The organism is Faecalibacterium sp. An58, from assembly GCF_002161515.1.
Classification (GTDB): Bacteria; Bacillota; Clostridia; order Oscillospirales; family Ruminococcaceae; genus Faecalibacterium; species Faecalibacterium avium.
In genome coordinates this window covers 21,841-37,374 of the sequence record NZ_NFHX01000022.1, presented here as the reverse complement: position 1 = coordinate 37,374, position 15,534 = coordinate 21,841, and the positions used below count along the sequence as shown (strand labels likewise).

At 54.2% G+C, this 15,534-nt stretch carries 11 protein-coding genes, 1 tRNA gene and 1 pseudogene; 5 read left to right on the top strand and 8 right to left on the bottom strand.

The genetic code is table 11. The features are described 5' to 3' along the window. Nucleotides 1-2 precede the first annotated feature (2 nt). From tnpB to B5G12_RS11285, 7 genes are all read right to left on the bottom strand, one after another. Entirely contained in the window at nucleotides 3-359 is a 357-nt protein-coding gene (tnpB, locus tag B5G12_RS11315; RefSeq protein WP_087324977.1) for an IS66 family insertion sequence element accessory protein TnpB, read from the bottom strand. A 1-nt stretch (nucleotide 360) separates the two neighbouring features. Then, nucleotides 361-726, bottom strand: a complete 366-nt coding sequence (gene tnpA, locus B5G12_RS11310; protein WP_087324976.1) for an IS66 family insertion sequence element accessory protein TnpA — start codon at nucleotides 724-726, stop codon at nucleotides 361-363. A 242-nt stretch (nucleotides 727-968) separates the two neighbouring features. After that, the gene (locus B5G12_RS11305) at nucleotides 969-2,498 is read right to left on the bottom strand and encodes an ATP-binding protein (RefSeq protein WP_087324975.1); all 1,530 of its coding nucleotides are present in this window, start codon (nucleotides 2,496-2,498) and stop codon (nucleotides 969-971) included. Nucleotides 2,499-2,543: 45 nt separating this feature from the next. Next, the gene (locus B5G12_RS11300; protein ID WP_087324974.1) at nucleotides 2,544-5,621 is read right to left on the bottom strand and encodes a type I restriction endonuclease subunit R; all 3,078 of its coding nucleotides are present in this window, start codon (nucleotides 5,619-5,621) and stop codon (nucleotides 2,544-2,546) included. 28 nt (nucleotides 5,622-5,649) lie between these two features. Then, nucleotides 5,650-6,363 (bottom strand): AbiU2 domain-containing protein, encoded by a 714-nt coding sequence (locus tag B5G12_RS11295; protein ID WP_087324973.1) that lies wholly within the window; start codon nucleotides 6,361-6,363, stop codon nucleotides 5,650-5,652. A gap of 6 nt (nucleotides 6,364-6,369) precedes the next feature. Then, the gene (locus tag B5G12_RS11290) at nucleotides 6,370-7,455 is read right to left on the bottom strand and encodes a restriction endonuclease subunit S (RefSeq protein WP_087324972.1); all 1,086 of its coding nucleotides are present in this window, start codon (nucleotides 7,453-7,455) and stop codon (nucleotides 6,370-6,372) included. Next, nucleotides 7,445-8,947, bottom strand: a complete 1,503-nt coding sequence (locus B5G12_RS11285) for a class I SAM-dependent DNA methyltransferase (RefSeq protein ID WP_087324971.1) — start codon at nucleotides 8,945-8,947, stop codon at nucleotides 7,445-7,447. The genes B5G12_RS11290 and B5G12_RS11285 overlap by 11 nt, the downstream gene beginning before the upstream one ends. Before the next feature lie 744 nt (nucleotides 8,948-9,691). Between B5G12_RS11285 and B5G12_RS11280 the strand changes: the two genes are divergently transcribed. The 5 genes and pseudogenes from B5G12_RS11280 to B5G12_RS11260 all read left to right on the top strand — a co-directional run bounded on the left by B5G12_RS11280 (nucleotide 9,692) and on the right by B5G12_RS11260 (nucleotide 14,997). Further along, entirely contained in the window at nucleotides 9,692-10,135 is a 444-nt protein-coding gene (locus B5G12_RS11280) for a plasmid mobilization protein (RefSeq protein ID WP_242956023.1), read from the top strand. Then, nucleotides 10,098-11,672, top strand: a pseudogene (locus B5G12_RS11275) (relaxase/mobilization nuclease domain-containing protein). Before B5G12_RS11280 ends, B5G12_RS11275 begins: the two are co-directional and overlap by 38 nt. After that, nucleotides 11,656-12,996, top strand: coding sequence for a DNA primase family protein (locus B5G12_RS11270; protein WP_087324970.1), 1,341 nt, complete (start codon nucleotides 11,656-11,658; stop codon nucleotides 12,994-12,996). Before B5G12_RS11275 ends, B5G12_RS11270 begins: the two are co-directional and overlap by 17 nt. A gap of 311 nt (nucleotides 12,997-13,307) precedes the next feature. Continuing rightward, nucleotides 13,308-13,601 carry a helix-turn-helix domain-containing protein gene (locus B5G12_RS11265; protein WP_242956022.1) on the top strand — a complete coding sequence of 98 codons (294 nt, stop codon included), beginning with the start codon at nucleotides 13,308-13,310 and terminating at the stop codon, nucleotides 13,599-13,601. Nucleotides 13,602-13,614: 13 nt separating this feature from the next. Further along, entirely contained in the window at nucleotides 13,615-14,997 is a 1,383-nt protein-coding gene (locus B5G12_RS11260) for a site-specific integrase (RefSeq protein ID WP_087324968.1), read from the top strand. Between the two features lie 162 nt (nucleotides 14,998-15,159). On the opposite strand, the gene B5G12_RS11255 is transcribed toward B5G12_RS11260, so the two are convergent. Beyond that, a tRNA-Lys gene (locus tag B5G12_RS11255) sits at nucleotides 15,160-15,235 on the bottom strand. Nucleotides 15,236-15,534 lie beyond the last annotated feature (299 nt).

Below are 15,534 nucleotides of genomic sequence, written 5' to 3'. Positions count from 1 at the left end.
AATTATACCAGTTCTTTCGGGCGTCCGGGACGGATCGCCCTGGGCTGCTCAATATTCAGCCCCTGCATGAGCCAGGTGAATTGCTCCCAGGTCAGCGGCTTTACTTCCCGGGCATTCCGCGGCCATTGGTAGCGGCCATTATCCAGCCGCTTGTACAACAGCACAAAGCCGTCTGGTTCCCACAGCAGCGCCTTCAGCCGGTCACAGCGTTTGCCGCAGAACAGAAACAGGCTGCTGGAATAGGGATCTATCCCAAAGTTCTGCTGCACAAAAGGGACCAGGCTGTTCAGTCCCTTGCGCATATCGGTGTAGCCACAGACAATATACACGTTCTTTGCCTGTCGGATATCTCCCAGCATCTTAAGCCAGCCCTTTCACCAGCTTGACCAGATATTCCATTGGCACATCTGCCGGCAGGTAAATACGGATTTCTCCCTTTTCGATGCAAATACCAGACGCTGTCGGCTCATCTGCACCGCAGGCTAAAGTCGATTTGGAAACAAGTGCTTCTTCGCTTGGCTTTTGGATCTGTACCGGAACAATCTCTTGGCTTGAAAGAATTTCTCCCGCCAGTTCATCCCGCAGCAGCCCCTGCCACCTCATGAGGGTCGAATATTTTACACCGGCCTGTGCGCACCATTCCCGTTTATTCTTCCCACTGCGGGCGCACTCCCGCAGCAGGTTGAGGTAATGCTGCTTTTTTAGTTCCCAATATTGGTTGCTCATTTTTTACCCCCTGTGAGACTTCTCAGATTTCTAAGACTTCTTAGACTTTTGATACTTTCTCTTATTTTCTCACAGGTTGGTACTTTTTTACAGTCGGGGGATTATAGGGCGGTTACCAAAATGTGTGCAAAAATGTGCAGAGAGGCTATATGGACAAATCGTTCACTGGTTCTTCGGCAGAGATCAAGGCACACAGAACGGCCGCCCATCACGCTACATGGCGTGGCGAGCGGCCGCTGTTTTTATGGTAATTTTATAAACTGGTAGGCTCCGTATTTAATCTCTTCCACAAAGCCACGTGTTTTTAGATCTCTTATAATTGCATTTGCCCTCGAGGTTTTAACATGATAAAGTTCCGCAACATTGATTGAGTGGAACGGATATTGATACCGATATCGTTTAAACAATTCCAGCGTGTTTTGGATTGTCTTTGAAGAAAAGTTGGTTGCTTTTAGTCTATTTTGAAAATCCAGCATCTCCATATCTTCATCTAAAGGTCTCTCGGTTTCCTCCCTAAAAGATACACTTGCCACTTTTGTACCCGAGGTTGCCACTTCTGGGGTGGAGGATGCTACATTTCCAAGAGAGGTTGCCACTTTCATTGCTATCTGTGCCGGCTCTGCCACACTCCGGTTGGGCAGGGTAACCAGGAAAATGTCAGAATCCGAGTAGAACGCCGGTTTCTGGGCAACCTCGGCATAGGAATTGAGGATCCGGTCGATGCCGCTGCCCCGGCGCTCCATCAGGTCCAATCGTGAAAATACGTCGGAGATCACCTGATTACGCCGCATAGAAGGGATGTGATGCAGGTCCATATCCTGGATGCGCTGACCATTCATCATGCCGCCTGGTGAAAAGATTTCCAGCCGGTCATCGAAGATGTCCACATGGATCTCCGAGCCCAAAATCTGGTAGTCCCGGTGGATCAGCGCATTGACCAGCACCTCGCGGACCGCTTTGTAGGGGTAGTCGCTGCGCTCTTCCCGTCGCATTCCCCGGATGCTCCAGGGATTTTTGCTGTTGTTGCGGATAAAGTCCTCCGCATTTTGCAGCAGCGTGATAAGGCTGGTTCCCTGGAACTCCTTATCATCCAGCGCATCCTCGTCGATGTTGCCCTTGCAGTTCCCCTTCCAGCGAGTGCAGAACACCCGGGACTGCCTCAGCACCCCCTGGTCACAGAGCAGCAGACCGCCGTTGGTCACCTGCCCGTCCAGCGTCACCAACCCGGCCGACGGCAGCTCCTTGGCAAGATCGAACTCCTCGTGCCTGAGGTTTTTGAAAGTCGCCGCCAGCAGCGTGAAGCTGACATCTCCCACCCGGTAGGGGCTGGGCAGCGCGTCAAAGGTCTGATTCATCCCCTTCAGGATCAGTTCATTCAGTTCCCGCGCGGTCGCCTCCACCGACTGGTCGCCGTGCCGCACGTAGGCAACTCGGACTCCATCCGCCGCATAATAGTACGGGTAGGCCGGGCCATTCTGGACCTCCAAATCCACACAGGCTTTGCCTTCGATTTCGACCACCTGCACCATATAGCGGGGCGCCGGGTCGATGCGAGCTTTGATCAATTCGGTCGCCTTACTGATGACAGCCTGCGGGTCCGCAAGACCCACCACAGTCCGCGGCTCATTCTTGACGCCAAAGATCAAATGCCCGCCGTGGGTATTGGCGAAGGCAGAGACCGATTTTAGCCAGCTGCGCGGCTTCTTTTCTTCCAGCTGCTCTTTGTAGTCCGCCTTGGAGGCTTCGATGTAGAGGATGTTTTGAGAGGTCATTGAATCACCTGCCTTGTTTTATTGCAATCATGCTCATCGTCATTTTTACGCCACCATATGGTCCGTCCACAGCTCGCACTGGCCGATCACCGTATCGATCGCGATGTCGTAGTCCTCGGGCGGGTAGCGGTGTTTTTTCAGCAGGCGCTTGACCATTTTGCGCATGGCGGCGCGGGCGGAGACCTTCTTCTGCCAGTCGATGGTGCGGTTTTTGCGCAGCATCTCGGTCAGCTCCCGGGTCAGGTCGATCAGCTCGTTGTTCTGGTAGAAGTCCTGGATGTGCTCGGGCTTGGTGAGGGCGTCGTAAAAGGCCAGCTCCTCCTGGGTGAGACCCAGCTTTTCGCCGTTGTTGTGCTGCTCGGCGATTTCCTGGGCCGTTTTCAGCAGCTCCTGGATGACCTCCTCGTTGGTGATGAGGCCATTGTAATAGGAGTTCATCAGTTTGGTGATCTTTTCCGAGAACTTCTGCGACTGCACCAGGTTGGTCCGCTTATACACCGACACCTGCTCCGCCATCAGCTTTTTCAGGATCTCCACCGCGATGTTCTTTTCCTTCATGTGGGCGATCTCGTCCAGCACAGCGGGGTCAAAGAGGCTGACGCTCTTGTCCTCCTCTTTGCTGTCGAACAGGCTGATGACCCCCTGGCTCTGGATGCTGGCCTTGAGCAGCTCATTGATCTGGGCGTTGATCTCCCGGAGAGACAAGGTCTTGCCGCCGGCGCCGCCATAGGTGATTTTGACGCAGGTGGTCCGCACTGCTTCCATATAGGCGGCCTCGTGCATCTCCTGGTCGGTGGTCATGCTGGCGCAGAGGGAATGCGCCTGCCTGAGCAGCAGCGCTTCCTTCAGGAACAGGTCTTTCCGTTTTGCGGCCCGCGCATCCAGCACAAAGTCCGCGCCGCCGGTCACCAGGCGAGCCATTTCCAGCGGCGTGCCGCCCGCAAACCCGCTGAAATCGAAGCCATGCAGCAGGTCCTTGCAGACCTGCAATTTCTCCTGGAACTTGGGGTAGGCTACCTTGGCAATGTCCATATCTCCATAGTTGGACTGGTCCCGCTTGGTGTATTCCTTCATGGCGGCCTTGAGGGCCGAGGCGATGCCCACATAGTCCACGATCAGGCCGCCCTCTTTGTCCTGAAAGACCCGGTTGACCCGGGCGATGGCCTGCATCAGGTTATAGCCGTGCATCGGCTTGTAGATGTACATGGTGGCCAGGGAGGGCACGTCAAAGCCGGTCAGCCACATATCCACCACGATGGCGATCTTCATGGGGTCGCTGTTGTCCTTGAACTTGCGGGCCAGCTCCTCCTTGTGGGCTTTGGTGCCGATGATCTCCTTCCAGTCCTCGGGGTCGTTGTTGCCGCTGGTCATGACAACCCCCACCTTCTCCTGCCAGGCAGGGCGCAGCTCCAGTATTTTGCGGTAGATCTTCATGGCGATGGGCCGTGAATAGGCCACGATCATGGCCTTGCCGGTGAGGAGGCCCGCCCGGTATTTTTCGTAGTGCTCCACGATGTCCTCACACAGGGACTGGATGGTGGAGTCCGCCCCCAGCACACTCTCCATCTGGCCCAGCATCCGCTTGCTTTTCTCGATGGTCTCGGGATCCGACTGCTGTTCCAGCGCGTCGTAGGTCTCGTCGATCCGGGCCAGGGTCTCCTGGTCCAGGTGCAGCTTGATGACCCGGCTCTCATAGTAGACCGGGCGGGTGGCCCCGTCCTCCACCGCCTGGGTCATGTCGTAGATGTCGATGTAGTCGCCAAAGACCTCCCGGGTGTTCCGGTCCATGGCCGAGATGGGGGTGCCGGTAAAGCCCACATAGGTGGCGTTGGGCAGCGCTTCCCGGATGATGCGGGCGTTGCCCACCACGGTGTGGGCCTCCTTTTCGCCCTGGGCGTTCTCCTGCAGCACCAGCTTTTCCTCAAAGCCGTACTGGCCGCGGTGGGCCTCGTCTGCCATCACCACGATGTTCCGCCGTTCGGACAACGGCTTTTCGCCCCGCTCGAACTTGAACATGGTGGTGAAAAGGATGCCGTTGGCCTGGCGGCCGTCCAGCAGCTTTTTCAGGTGCTCCTTGCTCTCGGCCTGTACCGGGGTCTGCCGCAGAAATTCCGCGCAGCGGGCAAACTGGGTGTAGAGCTGGTCGTCCAGGTCGATGCGGTCGGTCATCACCACGACGGTGGGGCTGTCCAGCGCGGTTTGCAGCAGATGGGCGTAGAACACCATGGACAGCGACTTGCCGCTGCCCTGGGTATGCCAGAACACGCCGCCCTTGCCGTCGGTGCGGGCGGCCTGCCGGGCCCGCTCCACCGCCTTGCGCACCGCGAAATACTGGTGATACCCTGCCAGTATCTTGGCCGGCTTCTGGCTGTCCCCCGAAAAGAGGATGAAGTTTTGCAAAATGTCCAGCAGCCGCTCTTTCTGGAACATCCCCTCGTAAAAGGTCTCGAACTGCACCACGGCGGTGTCCTCGGCCTGGTCGGCGCTTTTCCGCTTCCACTGCATAAAGCGGTCCAGCCCCGAGGTGATGGTGCCGGCCATGTTGGTGGACAGGTCGCTGATGACGCAGATGGCATTGTAATAGAACAGCGAGGGGATGTCCTGCATGTAGTTGCGGATCTGCCGGTAGGCATTTTCGGTGCCGGCCCCCTCCTGGGAGGGGCTTTTCAGCTCCATCAGCACCAGGGGCAGCCCGTTGATGAACAAGATCACATCCGGCCGGCGGGTGTTGCCGTTTTCCACGAAGGTATACTGGTTCACCACCAAAAACTCGTTGTTCTCCGGCCTGTCATAGTCCACCAGCCGCACGATCCCCGACTGCTCTTCCCCGCCCTGGACATACTTCACCGTGACGCCGTTTTGCAGCCAGTCGGTAAAGACCCGGTTCTTCTGTAACAGGCTCCCGCTGTCCAGGTCGTTCAGCTTGCCCACCGCCTCGTCGATGGCCTGCCCCGGCAAGGCCCCATTGATCCGCCGCAGGCTGGCCTCCAGCCGGTCATCCAGCAGCGGGCGGGTATAATCTTCCCGGTCCAGATCGGGGGCGTAGATATGGGTATACCCCATGGTTTCGAACAGTTCGATGACGGCCTGTTCAAAGGTATCTTCGGTAAAGATGGCGGGCATGGTGGGTCACCTCATTTTAATATTCGTTCTATTCTTTGTTTATAAGCTTTTCTATTTCTTTATTCCAATGCTCTCTGCCCATTTGAACATACTTTAACGTCTTTTCAAAATCATCAATATTTATAGCTTTTCTATGGCGTCCTTCACCAGTTAATCTTACCAGCACAAAGTCGCAAATATCAAATGCTAATCCTAGCAAATTTTCCACATCATCCAAAGAAAATCCGTTTTCTTTCATCCATTTCTCTTGACCATCCAGTAAAACGCGCTTATCATTATGTGCATATACCTTATTTCTTAGCTTACGCAATTTTTCGATTGTATTGCTAAGCTCCTCTTTTCTAAAAATCAAGTCATTCAGGCGCTTTTCTGGTTCAAGTGGTACATCAAAAATTATTTTTTCTGAGCGAGTCTCTATCTTACCATTATTTGATTCGATAACATTGGAAGTCTCAACACGTCTCGTCTTTGGAAACCAGTCTATATTGTCCCGAATTGTCTCCAGCACTTTATTTACTTGAAGGCTCGAATCATCTCGATCAAATAATTTTGCCAATTCAATGACGATAGATCGCTCTAATGAATCTAAAATCATTGTATAAAATGCCGGGGAAACCTCTATTTCTTCTTTATATTTAGCAGCCAGCTTTAAAATTTGTCTGACAATATATAAGTCTTGGTTAATTAGTCTTGCCCTATCATGACAAAACGAGGCAACTTCGATTAATTCTTCTTTTTTCATATAAGATCAATCCTCCCCAGACAACAACTTTGGAAGCAAAGCATCTCTCAAAGTTGCAAGTTTTCCTGATTGTTCATTGTTTCTTTGTATCATCTGATACATTGGTGCAACTATTGCTTCAAATTTTTCCAGGATTTCAGCTGGCGGAATATCTATTTCCATGGCATTTAGAATATCTGTAGTCATACTTGGAACTGCCGACCCTGCATTCATTGATGCTAGATCTTTGCTTTTGACAAACTGATAAACAAACTTCGCCGCGTTGGGAATTTTCATTTCCGTGTAAAACATTGTATCCACAGACCAGAAGGGCTGATTAACATATATTACATTATTCAGCGTACCTTTACGCGGAATCAGAACAGATTCTTTTTCATATAGGGGGCGCTCTACATAACGCATGATACCGCCAGAGCCATACACAGGATAAGGCCCATCAGCCAATTTTTTATGGTCTTTTCCATATTTCACATTTACAAGATCTTTTAAACAGCCATGTTTCCATGTTGGATCATCATTTACGATAAACATATAATTATAAATTGATTCCACTTGCTGCTCTAAATTATCGTTTATCTTGTTGTTCAGTTCAATTTTATCGTCTAATCCGCCTAGAATAGATCCAATTATACATTGTATTTGATAGTTTGGAATATCTACTACTATACTAGAGAAAGTTTCTCTTGTTATCGTGTCAAATACTGAACCATGTGTTATTTTTTTGAGTTCTTTAATTTTATTTTTTAATAGATAGTATAAAAAAGCTTTATTCAATCCATCTTTTGCACGGACACCATAGCATGACTGATTAAAAGCCATTGGAAACGGAATCATTGCAAGCTCGCCAACCGTTCCTCTGGCAGAAATAATAATATCATCTTTTTGAAGCAGTTTTGTTGAACTGTTTAATAGTCCTTGTTCACTTATATGCTTTTCAGTAGTATATACATATCTATTATCATTATTAAAATCTTTTACTGATAACCAGGGAATGCTTCCATTCCAATATTCAGCAACAGAAGTTTTAGGTGTTCCCCCACCTATCAAGTCGATATATTTAATAAGAGTATCTTTTTTCCACTCAGATTTCATACCCAATCGCCCCCAGTTGCTCCTTGATCTGCGCCTCCAGCTGGTGGGACTGGGCGAACAGGTCGGACAGTTCCCCGGTCAGGCGGGCCATCTTTTCCTCAAAGGGCTCGCCGTCGTCGGCCTGCTCCTCGATGCCCACATACCGCCCCGGGGTGAGGATGTAGTCCTGCCGGGCGATCTCCTCGGTGGCGGCTACCGCGCAGAAGCCCTTGACGTCCTCCAGCGTGCCGGCTGCAAAAGCCTGGTAGGTGGCGGCAATCTTCTGGATATCGGTATCGGTCAGCTCCCGCAGCTTGCGGGTGACCATGGCGCCCATCTTGCGGGCGTCGATGAAAAGGGTCTTGCCCGGCTGCTTTTTGTTTTTGGTGATGAACCAGAGGGATACCGGGATCTGGGTGGTGTAGAACAGCTGGGACGGCAGGGCGACGATGCAGTCCACCAGGTCGGCGTCCACGATGTTTTTGCGGATATCGCCCTCGCCGCCCGACTGGGAGGACAGGGAGCCGTTGGCCAGCACAATGCCCATCCGGCCGCCGGGGGCCAGGTGGTAGATCATATGCTGGATCCAGGCAAAGTTGGCGTTGCCGGCCGGGGGCAGGCCGTACTGCCAGCGGGGATCGTCCTTGAGCTGCTCCGCGCCCCAGCTCGAGAGGTTGAAGGGCGGATTGGCTATGATGTAATCGGCCCGCAGGGTGGGGTGCAGGTCATTCAGGAAGGTGTCAGCGGCATACTTGCCCAGGTCCGGTTCGATGCCTCGGATGGCAAGGTTCATCTGGGCCAGCTTCCAGGTGGTGGGGTTGGCGTCCTGGCCGTACACCGAGATGTCGTTGATGTTACCGCTGTGGTTCTCGATGAACTTGGCCGACTGTACGAACATCCCTCCGCTGCCGCAGCAGGGGTCGTAGACGCGCCCGCGGAAAGGCTGCAGCACCTCCACCAGGGTGCGCACCACGCAGGACGGCGTAAAGAACTCGCCGCCCCGCTTACCCTCCTGCTCGGCAAACATCGACAGGCAGTATTCGTAGGTGCGGCCCAGAATGTCCTTCTCGCTGCCGCTGTCGATCATCTTGATGTTGGTGAACAGGTCCACCACGTCCCCCAGGCGGCGCTTGTCCAGCTCGGGCCGGGCAAAATTTTTTGGCAGGATGTCCTTCAGGCGGGGATTCTCCTTCTCGATGGCCCGCATGGCGTTGTCGATTACCAAACCGATTTCGGGGCTGTGGGCTTTGGCGGCGATCTCCTCCCACCGCGCCCCCTGCGGGACGTAGAAGATCCCCTCGGCGAGGTACTCGTCCTGGTCATTTTCAAAGCCGTCGCCCTCGTCCATCAGCTGTTTGTACTTGTCCTCAAAGCGGTCCGAGATGTATTTCAGAAAGATCAGCCCCAGAACCACGCTCTTGTATTCCGATGCATCCAGGTTGCCGCGCAAAACGCAGGCGGCGTCCCAGATCTGCTTTTCAAACCCAATGTCGGCGGTGTTTTTCTCTGCCATGGTGTAAACCTCCGTCTTTTTCGATCACAATCCATTTTATAGTATAACACGCCGCGGGCGGCTTGTCAGGGGGCGTTTCACTTTTGTGTGATTCAACAAACCCGGCGTAGTGTATTCGTGAAATCGTCCAAAATCCGAGGTAAACCATTGACACTTTGCCCCTCCCATGGTATTCTCTAACCCATATCAACCACTTTACTGTGATAAACCGCCGCTCCGCAACCACACCAAACCATTTTGCCGCCGCTTGTCCCCGACAAAATCCTTTGGTCCTTTGCGGGGCGGTTTTCTTTATTTCCCGAGAGAATTTGCAGCCGGGCGACCGGCCTGCAATTCTTCATATCCGCACCTTGAAAGTTACATGAGCCGTCTGGATCTGGATACCGCGCCACGACCCCGCACAAATGCGGGCGAGCCGGACAACGCCGCTGCAACACAGGGGCAGGAACGCAGATTCGGAGCAAACGGCGCCCCCTGCAATAGGAGGACACTTCTATTGACACCTGCACTCCCAGCTTTGGAAACTGAAATCCGGTTTGAAATCTGTATTTTTGTTTTGGACGAAAAAGCGATAAGCAAGTATCGACCTGTGGCCACAATTTCAAAAGTTGAAATTACGTCTCACTGACCGGTCGTACTTGTTGGGGAGTGCCTTCCCCAAACCCTGCTTTGTTTTGAACCGTTTGCGCTTGTTCGATCTATGCTCCGTGGGGCTTTTTATGGAGCCGCTCAAAGGATTGGAGGTTGATACTCGCCAAGGACACTGAAAAGATTACTCCGACCACTCACAATGACAACCCCAACAACCGCACCCACATCATCAAATTTCGTGTGACCGAAAAAGAAAAACTCACCCTCGAACTCTGCTGCAAACGGCTCAACATCAGCATGTCAACCCTCATTCGTCAATCTTTATTGGGAAAGCCCATCCAGCACACAGTCGTTGTCACAGGCGGCGGAGAGGATGCCCTGAACGTCCTCTCCGGTCTGCTGGGACAATGCGGCAAGATCGGCGGCAACCTCAACCAGATGACCCGGCACCTCAATACCGGCGGCCGGGACACAGAGCAGCTTCGTGCTCAGCTTTTGACGGAACTGTCAGCCCTCACATTGTTTCGGCTGGACGCCGAGAAAGCGATCGGTGAACTGTATGGCAACCATCAAGCATACAAGCTCGAAGAACTCTGACCTCTCGGCGGCAGAGCGCTACCTCACCTTTCAACACAACGAATATACAGGCTTACCCATCCTCGATTCAGAGGGGAAACCCAAGCTCCGCGAAAATTACCTGCTGGATACGCTGGAATGCGGGGAGAACACCTTCGCTATGGCCTGCCTGCTGGCAAACCGGAAACACGGCAAGAACGCACAAGCTGGTGATATAAAGACTCATCACTACATCATCAGCTTTGACCCGCGGGACGCGACCGACAACGGTCTAACTCTGGAAAGAGCGCAGGTCCTTGGCCTACAATTCTGCAAGGAAAATTTTCCGGGCCATCCGGCTATTGTCTGCGCCCACCCGGACGGCCACAACGGCGCGGGCAATGTCCATGTTCATATCGTGATAGGCAGTTTGCGTATCCGAGAAATCGAACGCCGGCCCCACATGGAAAAGCCCTGCGACTAGCAGGAGGGCTGCAAGCACCGCTGTACGGCGGCCATGCTGCGGCATCTCCGCGCCGAAGTCATGGAGCTTTGCCAGAATGCCGGCCTCTACCAAACCGACCTGCTGAAAGGTTCCGGCGACCGCATCACCGAACGGGAGTATTGGGTGCAGCGGCGCGGCCAACGCCGTCTCGACTACGCCAACGCCAGTGACGCAGCCTCCAGCCTGCCCATCCGGCAAACCAAGTACGAGACCGAGAAAGCTGCCCTGCGCAAAAACATCCGTTTCGTTCTGCGAAAGGCGACCAGCTTGGAGGACTTCTCCGCCCAGCTCTTGCAGGAGTATGGCATCGCTCTCACCGAGAGCCGCGGCCGATTCAGCTACCGCACCGCTGATCGGACAAAACCCATCACTTCCCGCAAACTGGGCGATGATTTTTCCAAGGAGAAAGTTCTGGCTGTCCTTGCCGAAAATGCTGAACGTCAGAAAACCGCCGCTCTCCGCCGTACTGACCCGAATCCCGATAAGGTCAGCCGCCTGATCGTCATTCAGGCCAAGCTGGCCTCGGGTAAAGGTGCTGGTTACGAACGCTGGGCCAAGGTGTTCAACCTGAAACAGTTGTCAAAGTCGGTGGCACTTTTGTCGGAGCACGGCGTAAGCACCGAGGCCGAGTTGGCGCAGCGTATCGACGAACTTCAATCTCAGTACAGCGAAGCGCTCGAGGTGGTCAAAGACCTGGAAACCCGCATCGACGAAAACCGGGAACTCAGCCGCCACGTTTCGGCCTACCTCCAAAACCGGAAGATTGCCCAGCAGGCCAAAACCGCGAAAGACCCGGAGACTTTTCGGGAACAACACCGCGCCGAACTGACAGCTTATCAGGCGGCAGCCGCCTATTTCAAGGCCCACAACATCCAAAAACTGCCCAGCCTGAAACAGCTGAAATCCGAGCGCGAGGAATTGATTTCCGAAAAGGCCCAGTTCTACCAAAAGTACCGAGAAGCGCACAAAGTCTGGTTGGAGCTGAGCACTGCGCAGCAAAACCTGGAGGCCCTGCACCGCGCAGAGGGCCGCCGCGAGATGACGAGAGGAGGGTTGCATGAGCTGGACAAATGAGGATGTCCGCGATGAAATCTATGAGCAGGATGAGGAGGAAGAGGAAGGTCCATCCTGGGTGGATGACAAAGGCAAAATTTTGGAGGCTGCTTTCTGTGAATACTTCCTCACAAAGCATCCCCTGATGTGTCTGAAACAGACCTTATTTGACCTGGATGGCGAAGTGGACGAGGATAAGCTCATCTACGAGATTCACCAGGAGATACGCTATCATGCCCGCAATGATGTTGCTAAAAAGGTCAAGCGATTGGTGGAGGCCCTCAAAATCGAGGCATACCGCGAGGAGTGGAAGCCGCAGCTCGACCGTATCCACCTCAAAAACGGCACCTATTATTTGGACGAGCGCGGTTTTGTTTCAGATAAGGAACTCTGCCTGAACCGTCTCCCGGTCGAATACCAGGTAGATGCCGCGCCTCCCGTGCAATGGCTGAAATTTCTGGACGAGCTGCTGATTCCCGAGGATATCTTGACCTTGCAGGAGTATATCGGCTACCTTCTCATCCCTTCCACCAAGGCGCAGAAGATGCTGATTCTGACCGGCAAAGGCGGCGAGGGCAAATCCCGCATCGGGCTGCTCTTGAAGAAACTGCTCGGGCCTGCCGCCTACATGGAGGCCGTCCTCCGGCTGGAAACCAACCGCTTCGCCAGCGCCAATCTGGAACACAAGCTGGTGATGATCGACGATGACCTGAACATGACCGCCCTCCCTGAGACACGGAATATCAAGTCCATCGTCACGGCCGAGGATCGCATCTGCGTGGAACGCAAGGGCAAGCAGGCCACCCAGGGCCTGCTCTATGCCCGGCTGCTCTGCTTCGGCAACGGCAATCTGGTGGCCGCCCATGACACCAGTGATGGTTTCTGGCGGCGGCAGATACTGATTTCTGTCAAGGACAAGCCGGAAGGGCGGACCGATGACCCTTACCTGATTAATAAGTTCTCAGAGGAACTGCCCGGCATCCTGCTCTGGGCGCTGGAGGGGCTGAAGCGGCTTCTGACGAATCAGTACCGCTTCACCCTCAGCGAACGCGCCAGGCAGAACCTTGCCGCTGCTATGGAGGACGGCTGTCACCTCGACCAGTTCATGCAGGCCAAATCTTATATTCGGTTTGCACCCGATAAGTCGGCCAGATCCACCTACCTGTTCCGTGCTTATAACAAGTGGTGCGCCGACAACTTGGAAAAGCCGTTGACGCAAAAGAAGTTCAGTCAGTATCTTTTCAAGAACGCGGACCGGTATGGCATCCGCTTTTCCAAGCATATCGAGGGCGGCTTCCGAGGCTACCGGGGCGTGTACGTCTGCTCGGATTGCGCCCTCGAATAAAATTGGGGCGGGAAGTGAAAATTTCCCGCCCCACGCGCCCCCTCGCCCGGCATCTCAAAAATATGACGATTATTCGTTCTATTTTTCAGATTCGATTTATTGCAAACCCGCCCCGCCTGCCCATGAACCCGCCCAAAAGGGCGCGTTCGGGGCGGGAGGGCGGCTGGGGCGCGTATTTCTGCATTCCTTGCAGAAAAATTTTGGAGGCCGGTTCTGGAGCAAAGCAGGGTCGGCCTCTCGTATTCCACACTTGGGGCTTTGCAAGCTGAATCCCCCATGAACCAGGCGGTGGACCGGAACAGGAGGTGCTTTTGAAAAACTTTCAAACCAGCGATTCTTCCCCCTCCAAAGCCTTGCACAACACCCCCGAAACCGGTACAATAGAAGTGTCCAAGACCCCTGCCGCGGAACCTCAAGCCAGACCGCAGGCAGCCAGGCTCGAACCCCTTGTTTACCGGGTGGAGGAGATCGCCCAACTGCTGGCCATCTCCTCCCGTGCCGCTTACAACCTGTGCAATACCACGAAAGATTTTCGGGTGCTGCGCATCGGCACCAGCATCCGGGTCAACAAAATGAGTTTCGATTCCTGGTTCGCCGCGCTCTGAGAAGGGGTAAACCATGGCATCCATTATGAAACGCGGCAACGCGTATTCCGTCCGCTACACCTATACAGACCATCACGGCAAACCCTGCCACGGCTGGGAAACATTCAAGACCAAGAAGGAAGCCCAGGAGCGCAAGATCACGGTGGAAAAGGAACTTCAGGATGGCACCTTTCTGATTCCCGATTCCACCACCGTGGCCGAACTGCTGGAAAAATGGGTTCCGATCCAATCCAGCAAGCACAAATGGGCACCTAAAACCTATACCCATACCACTGCTATGATTCAGAATCTGATCGTGCCGTATATTGGGCATTTGCCCATACAAAATGTACGCACATATGATCTGGAACAGTTTTATGCCACCCTGAGCCGCACCCCGAAAGGGCTCTATATTCAGGGCAAACAGCAAAAGCTGAGCGCTGCACAGCAGAAGCGTTTTTTGACGGCGGCTTCCATCCGCGAAGTCCATGCGCTTCTCAAAACGGCGTTTTCCTATGCAGTGGAGTGGGACCTCATTCACAAGTCTCCCGTCCCTCGGGACGCGCCCAAAGTCACCTCAGAGGAACGGGCTATTTGGGACGAGCACACCATGCTGGCGGCGCTCCAGACCATCGAGAACCCCGCCCTGCATCTGGCGGTACACCTGAGCATGATCCTTTCCCTGCGGGCCGGTGAGATCCTCGGCCTGCAGCCGGGAGATATTGACTTCGGTGCAGCCAACGGCCGCGGGACGATCTCGATCAACAAGACCTTGCAGCGCACCGATACGGTAGCCCTGGAAAAGACCGACCCCAGCCAGGTGTATTATATCTTCCCAGACCAGCGGGAAGGCAGCACCTCTTCCTTGATTTTGAAAAAGCCCAAGACCAGGAAATCCAACCGCGTCCTTTACCTGACGAGCCCTTTGCGGGAAGAACTTCTGGCCTGGCTCGAAAAACTCAAGCGAGAGGAAGCCGACGCTGACGGGCGATACCGGAACTGCGGCCAGCTGTTCCGGCTGCCCAATGGGCTGCCAGTCGCCCCCGAGGCCCTTTCCAAGTGGTACCGGGAATGGCGCACCCAGCACCCGGAGTTTGAGAAGATCGTGTTCCATGGGCTGCGGCATTCCAGCGCGACCTATCAGCTCTTGCAGTCCGGCGGCAACTTCAAGGCCGTCCAGGGCAACACCGGCCACGCCACCGCAGGTATGCTGATGGACACCTACGCCCACACCCAGGACAAGCCCCGGCTGGAGCTGGCCGAGAAGATCGAGGCCAATTTTTATAAAGACGCCTCCTCGCAGACAGACCCTGTTCCTGCTGGAGACGGAAATCTGACTGTGGACGGACTTCTTGACCTGGTGCGCCAGATGGCTCCCGAGCAGCGGCGCGAATTTGCGCGGCTCCTGTTTGCATGATGCCCTTTTAATCAGATGGAGCAAACGCTCCAAATGCGCCCCCTGCAGCCTGTGCAGAGGATGCACGCCTTTCCCGCCGATGTGCAGAAAATGTGCAAAAATGTGCAGGCGGCTTAAAACAGAAAAATCCCACGAGAAATCTTACGGTTTCTCGTGGGATTTTGGTGCGCTCGTGGGAACTCGAATCCCAGGCCCTCTGATTAAAAGTCAGATGCTCTACCGACTGAGCTACGAGCGCATATAGGTACGGCTACATATGCCGCCTGATTATTGTACCACACCCCGGCGCAAATTGCAAGTCCCGGCGCAAAAAAGTCCTGCCGCTGGGGCGCGCGGCAGCGCTGCGGCGCCTTTTTTGCCTCTGCGGGGCGGGCGGGGCCGGCAGGAACTTCCTCTTTACAAAGGGATACAAAATAGTTACAATGAAGAATATACAGTGCGCCGTTACCCGCGCCATCCTGTGCCCGGAACTAGGGTGTATCTGAAAACTCCCTAATACTGTTCTATTCTACCAAAAAACACCATCTGCCGCGTTCC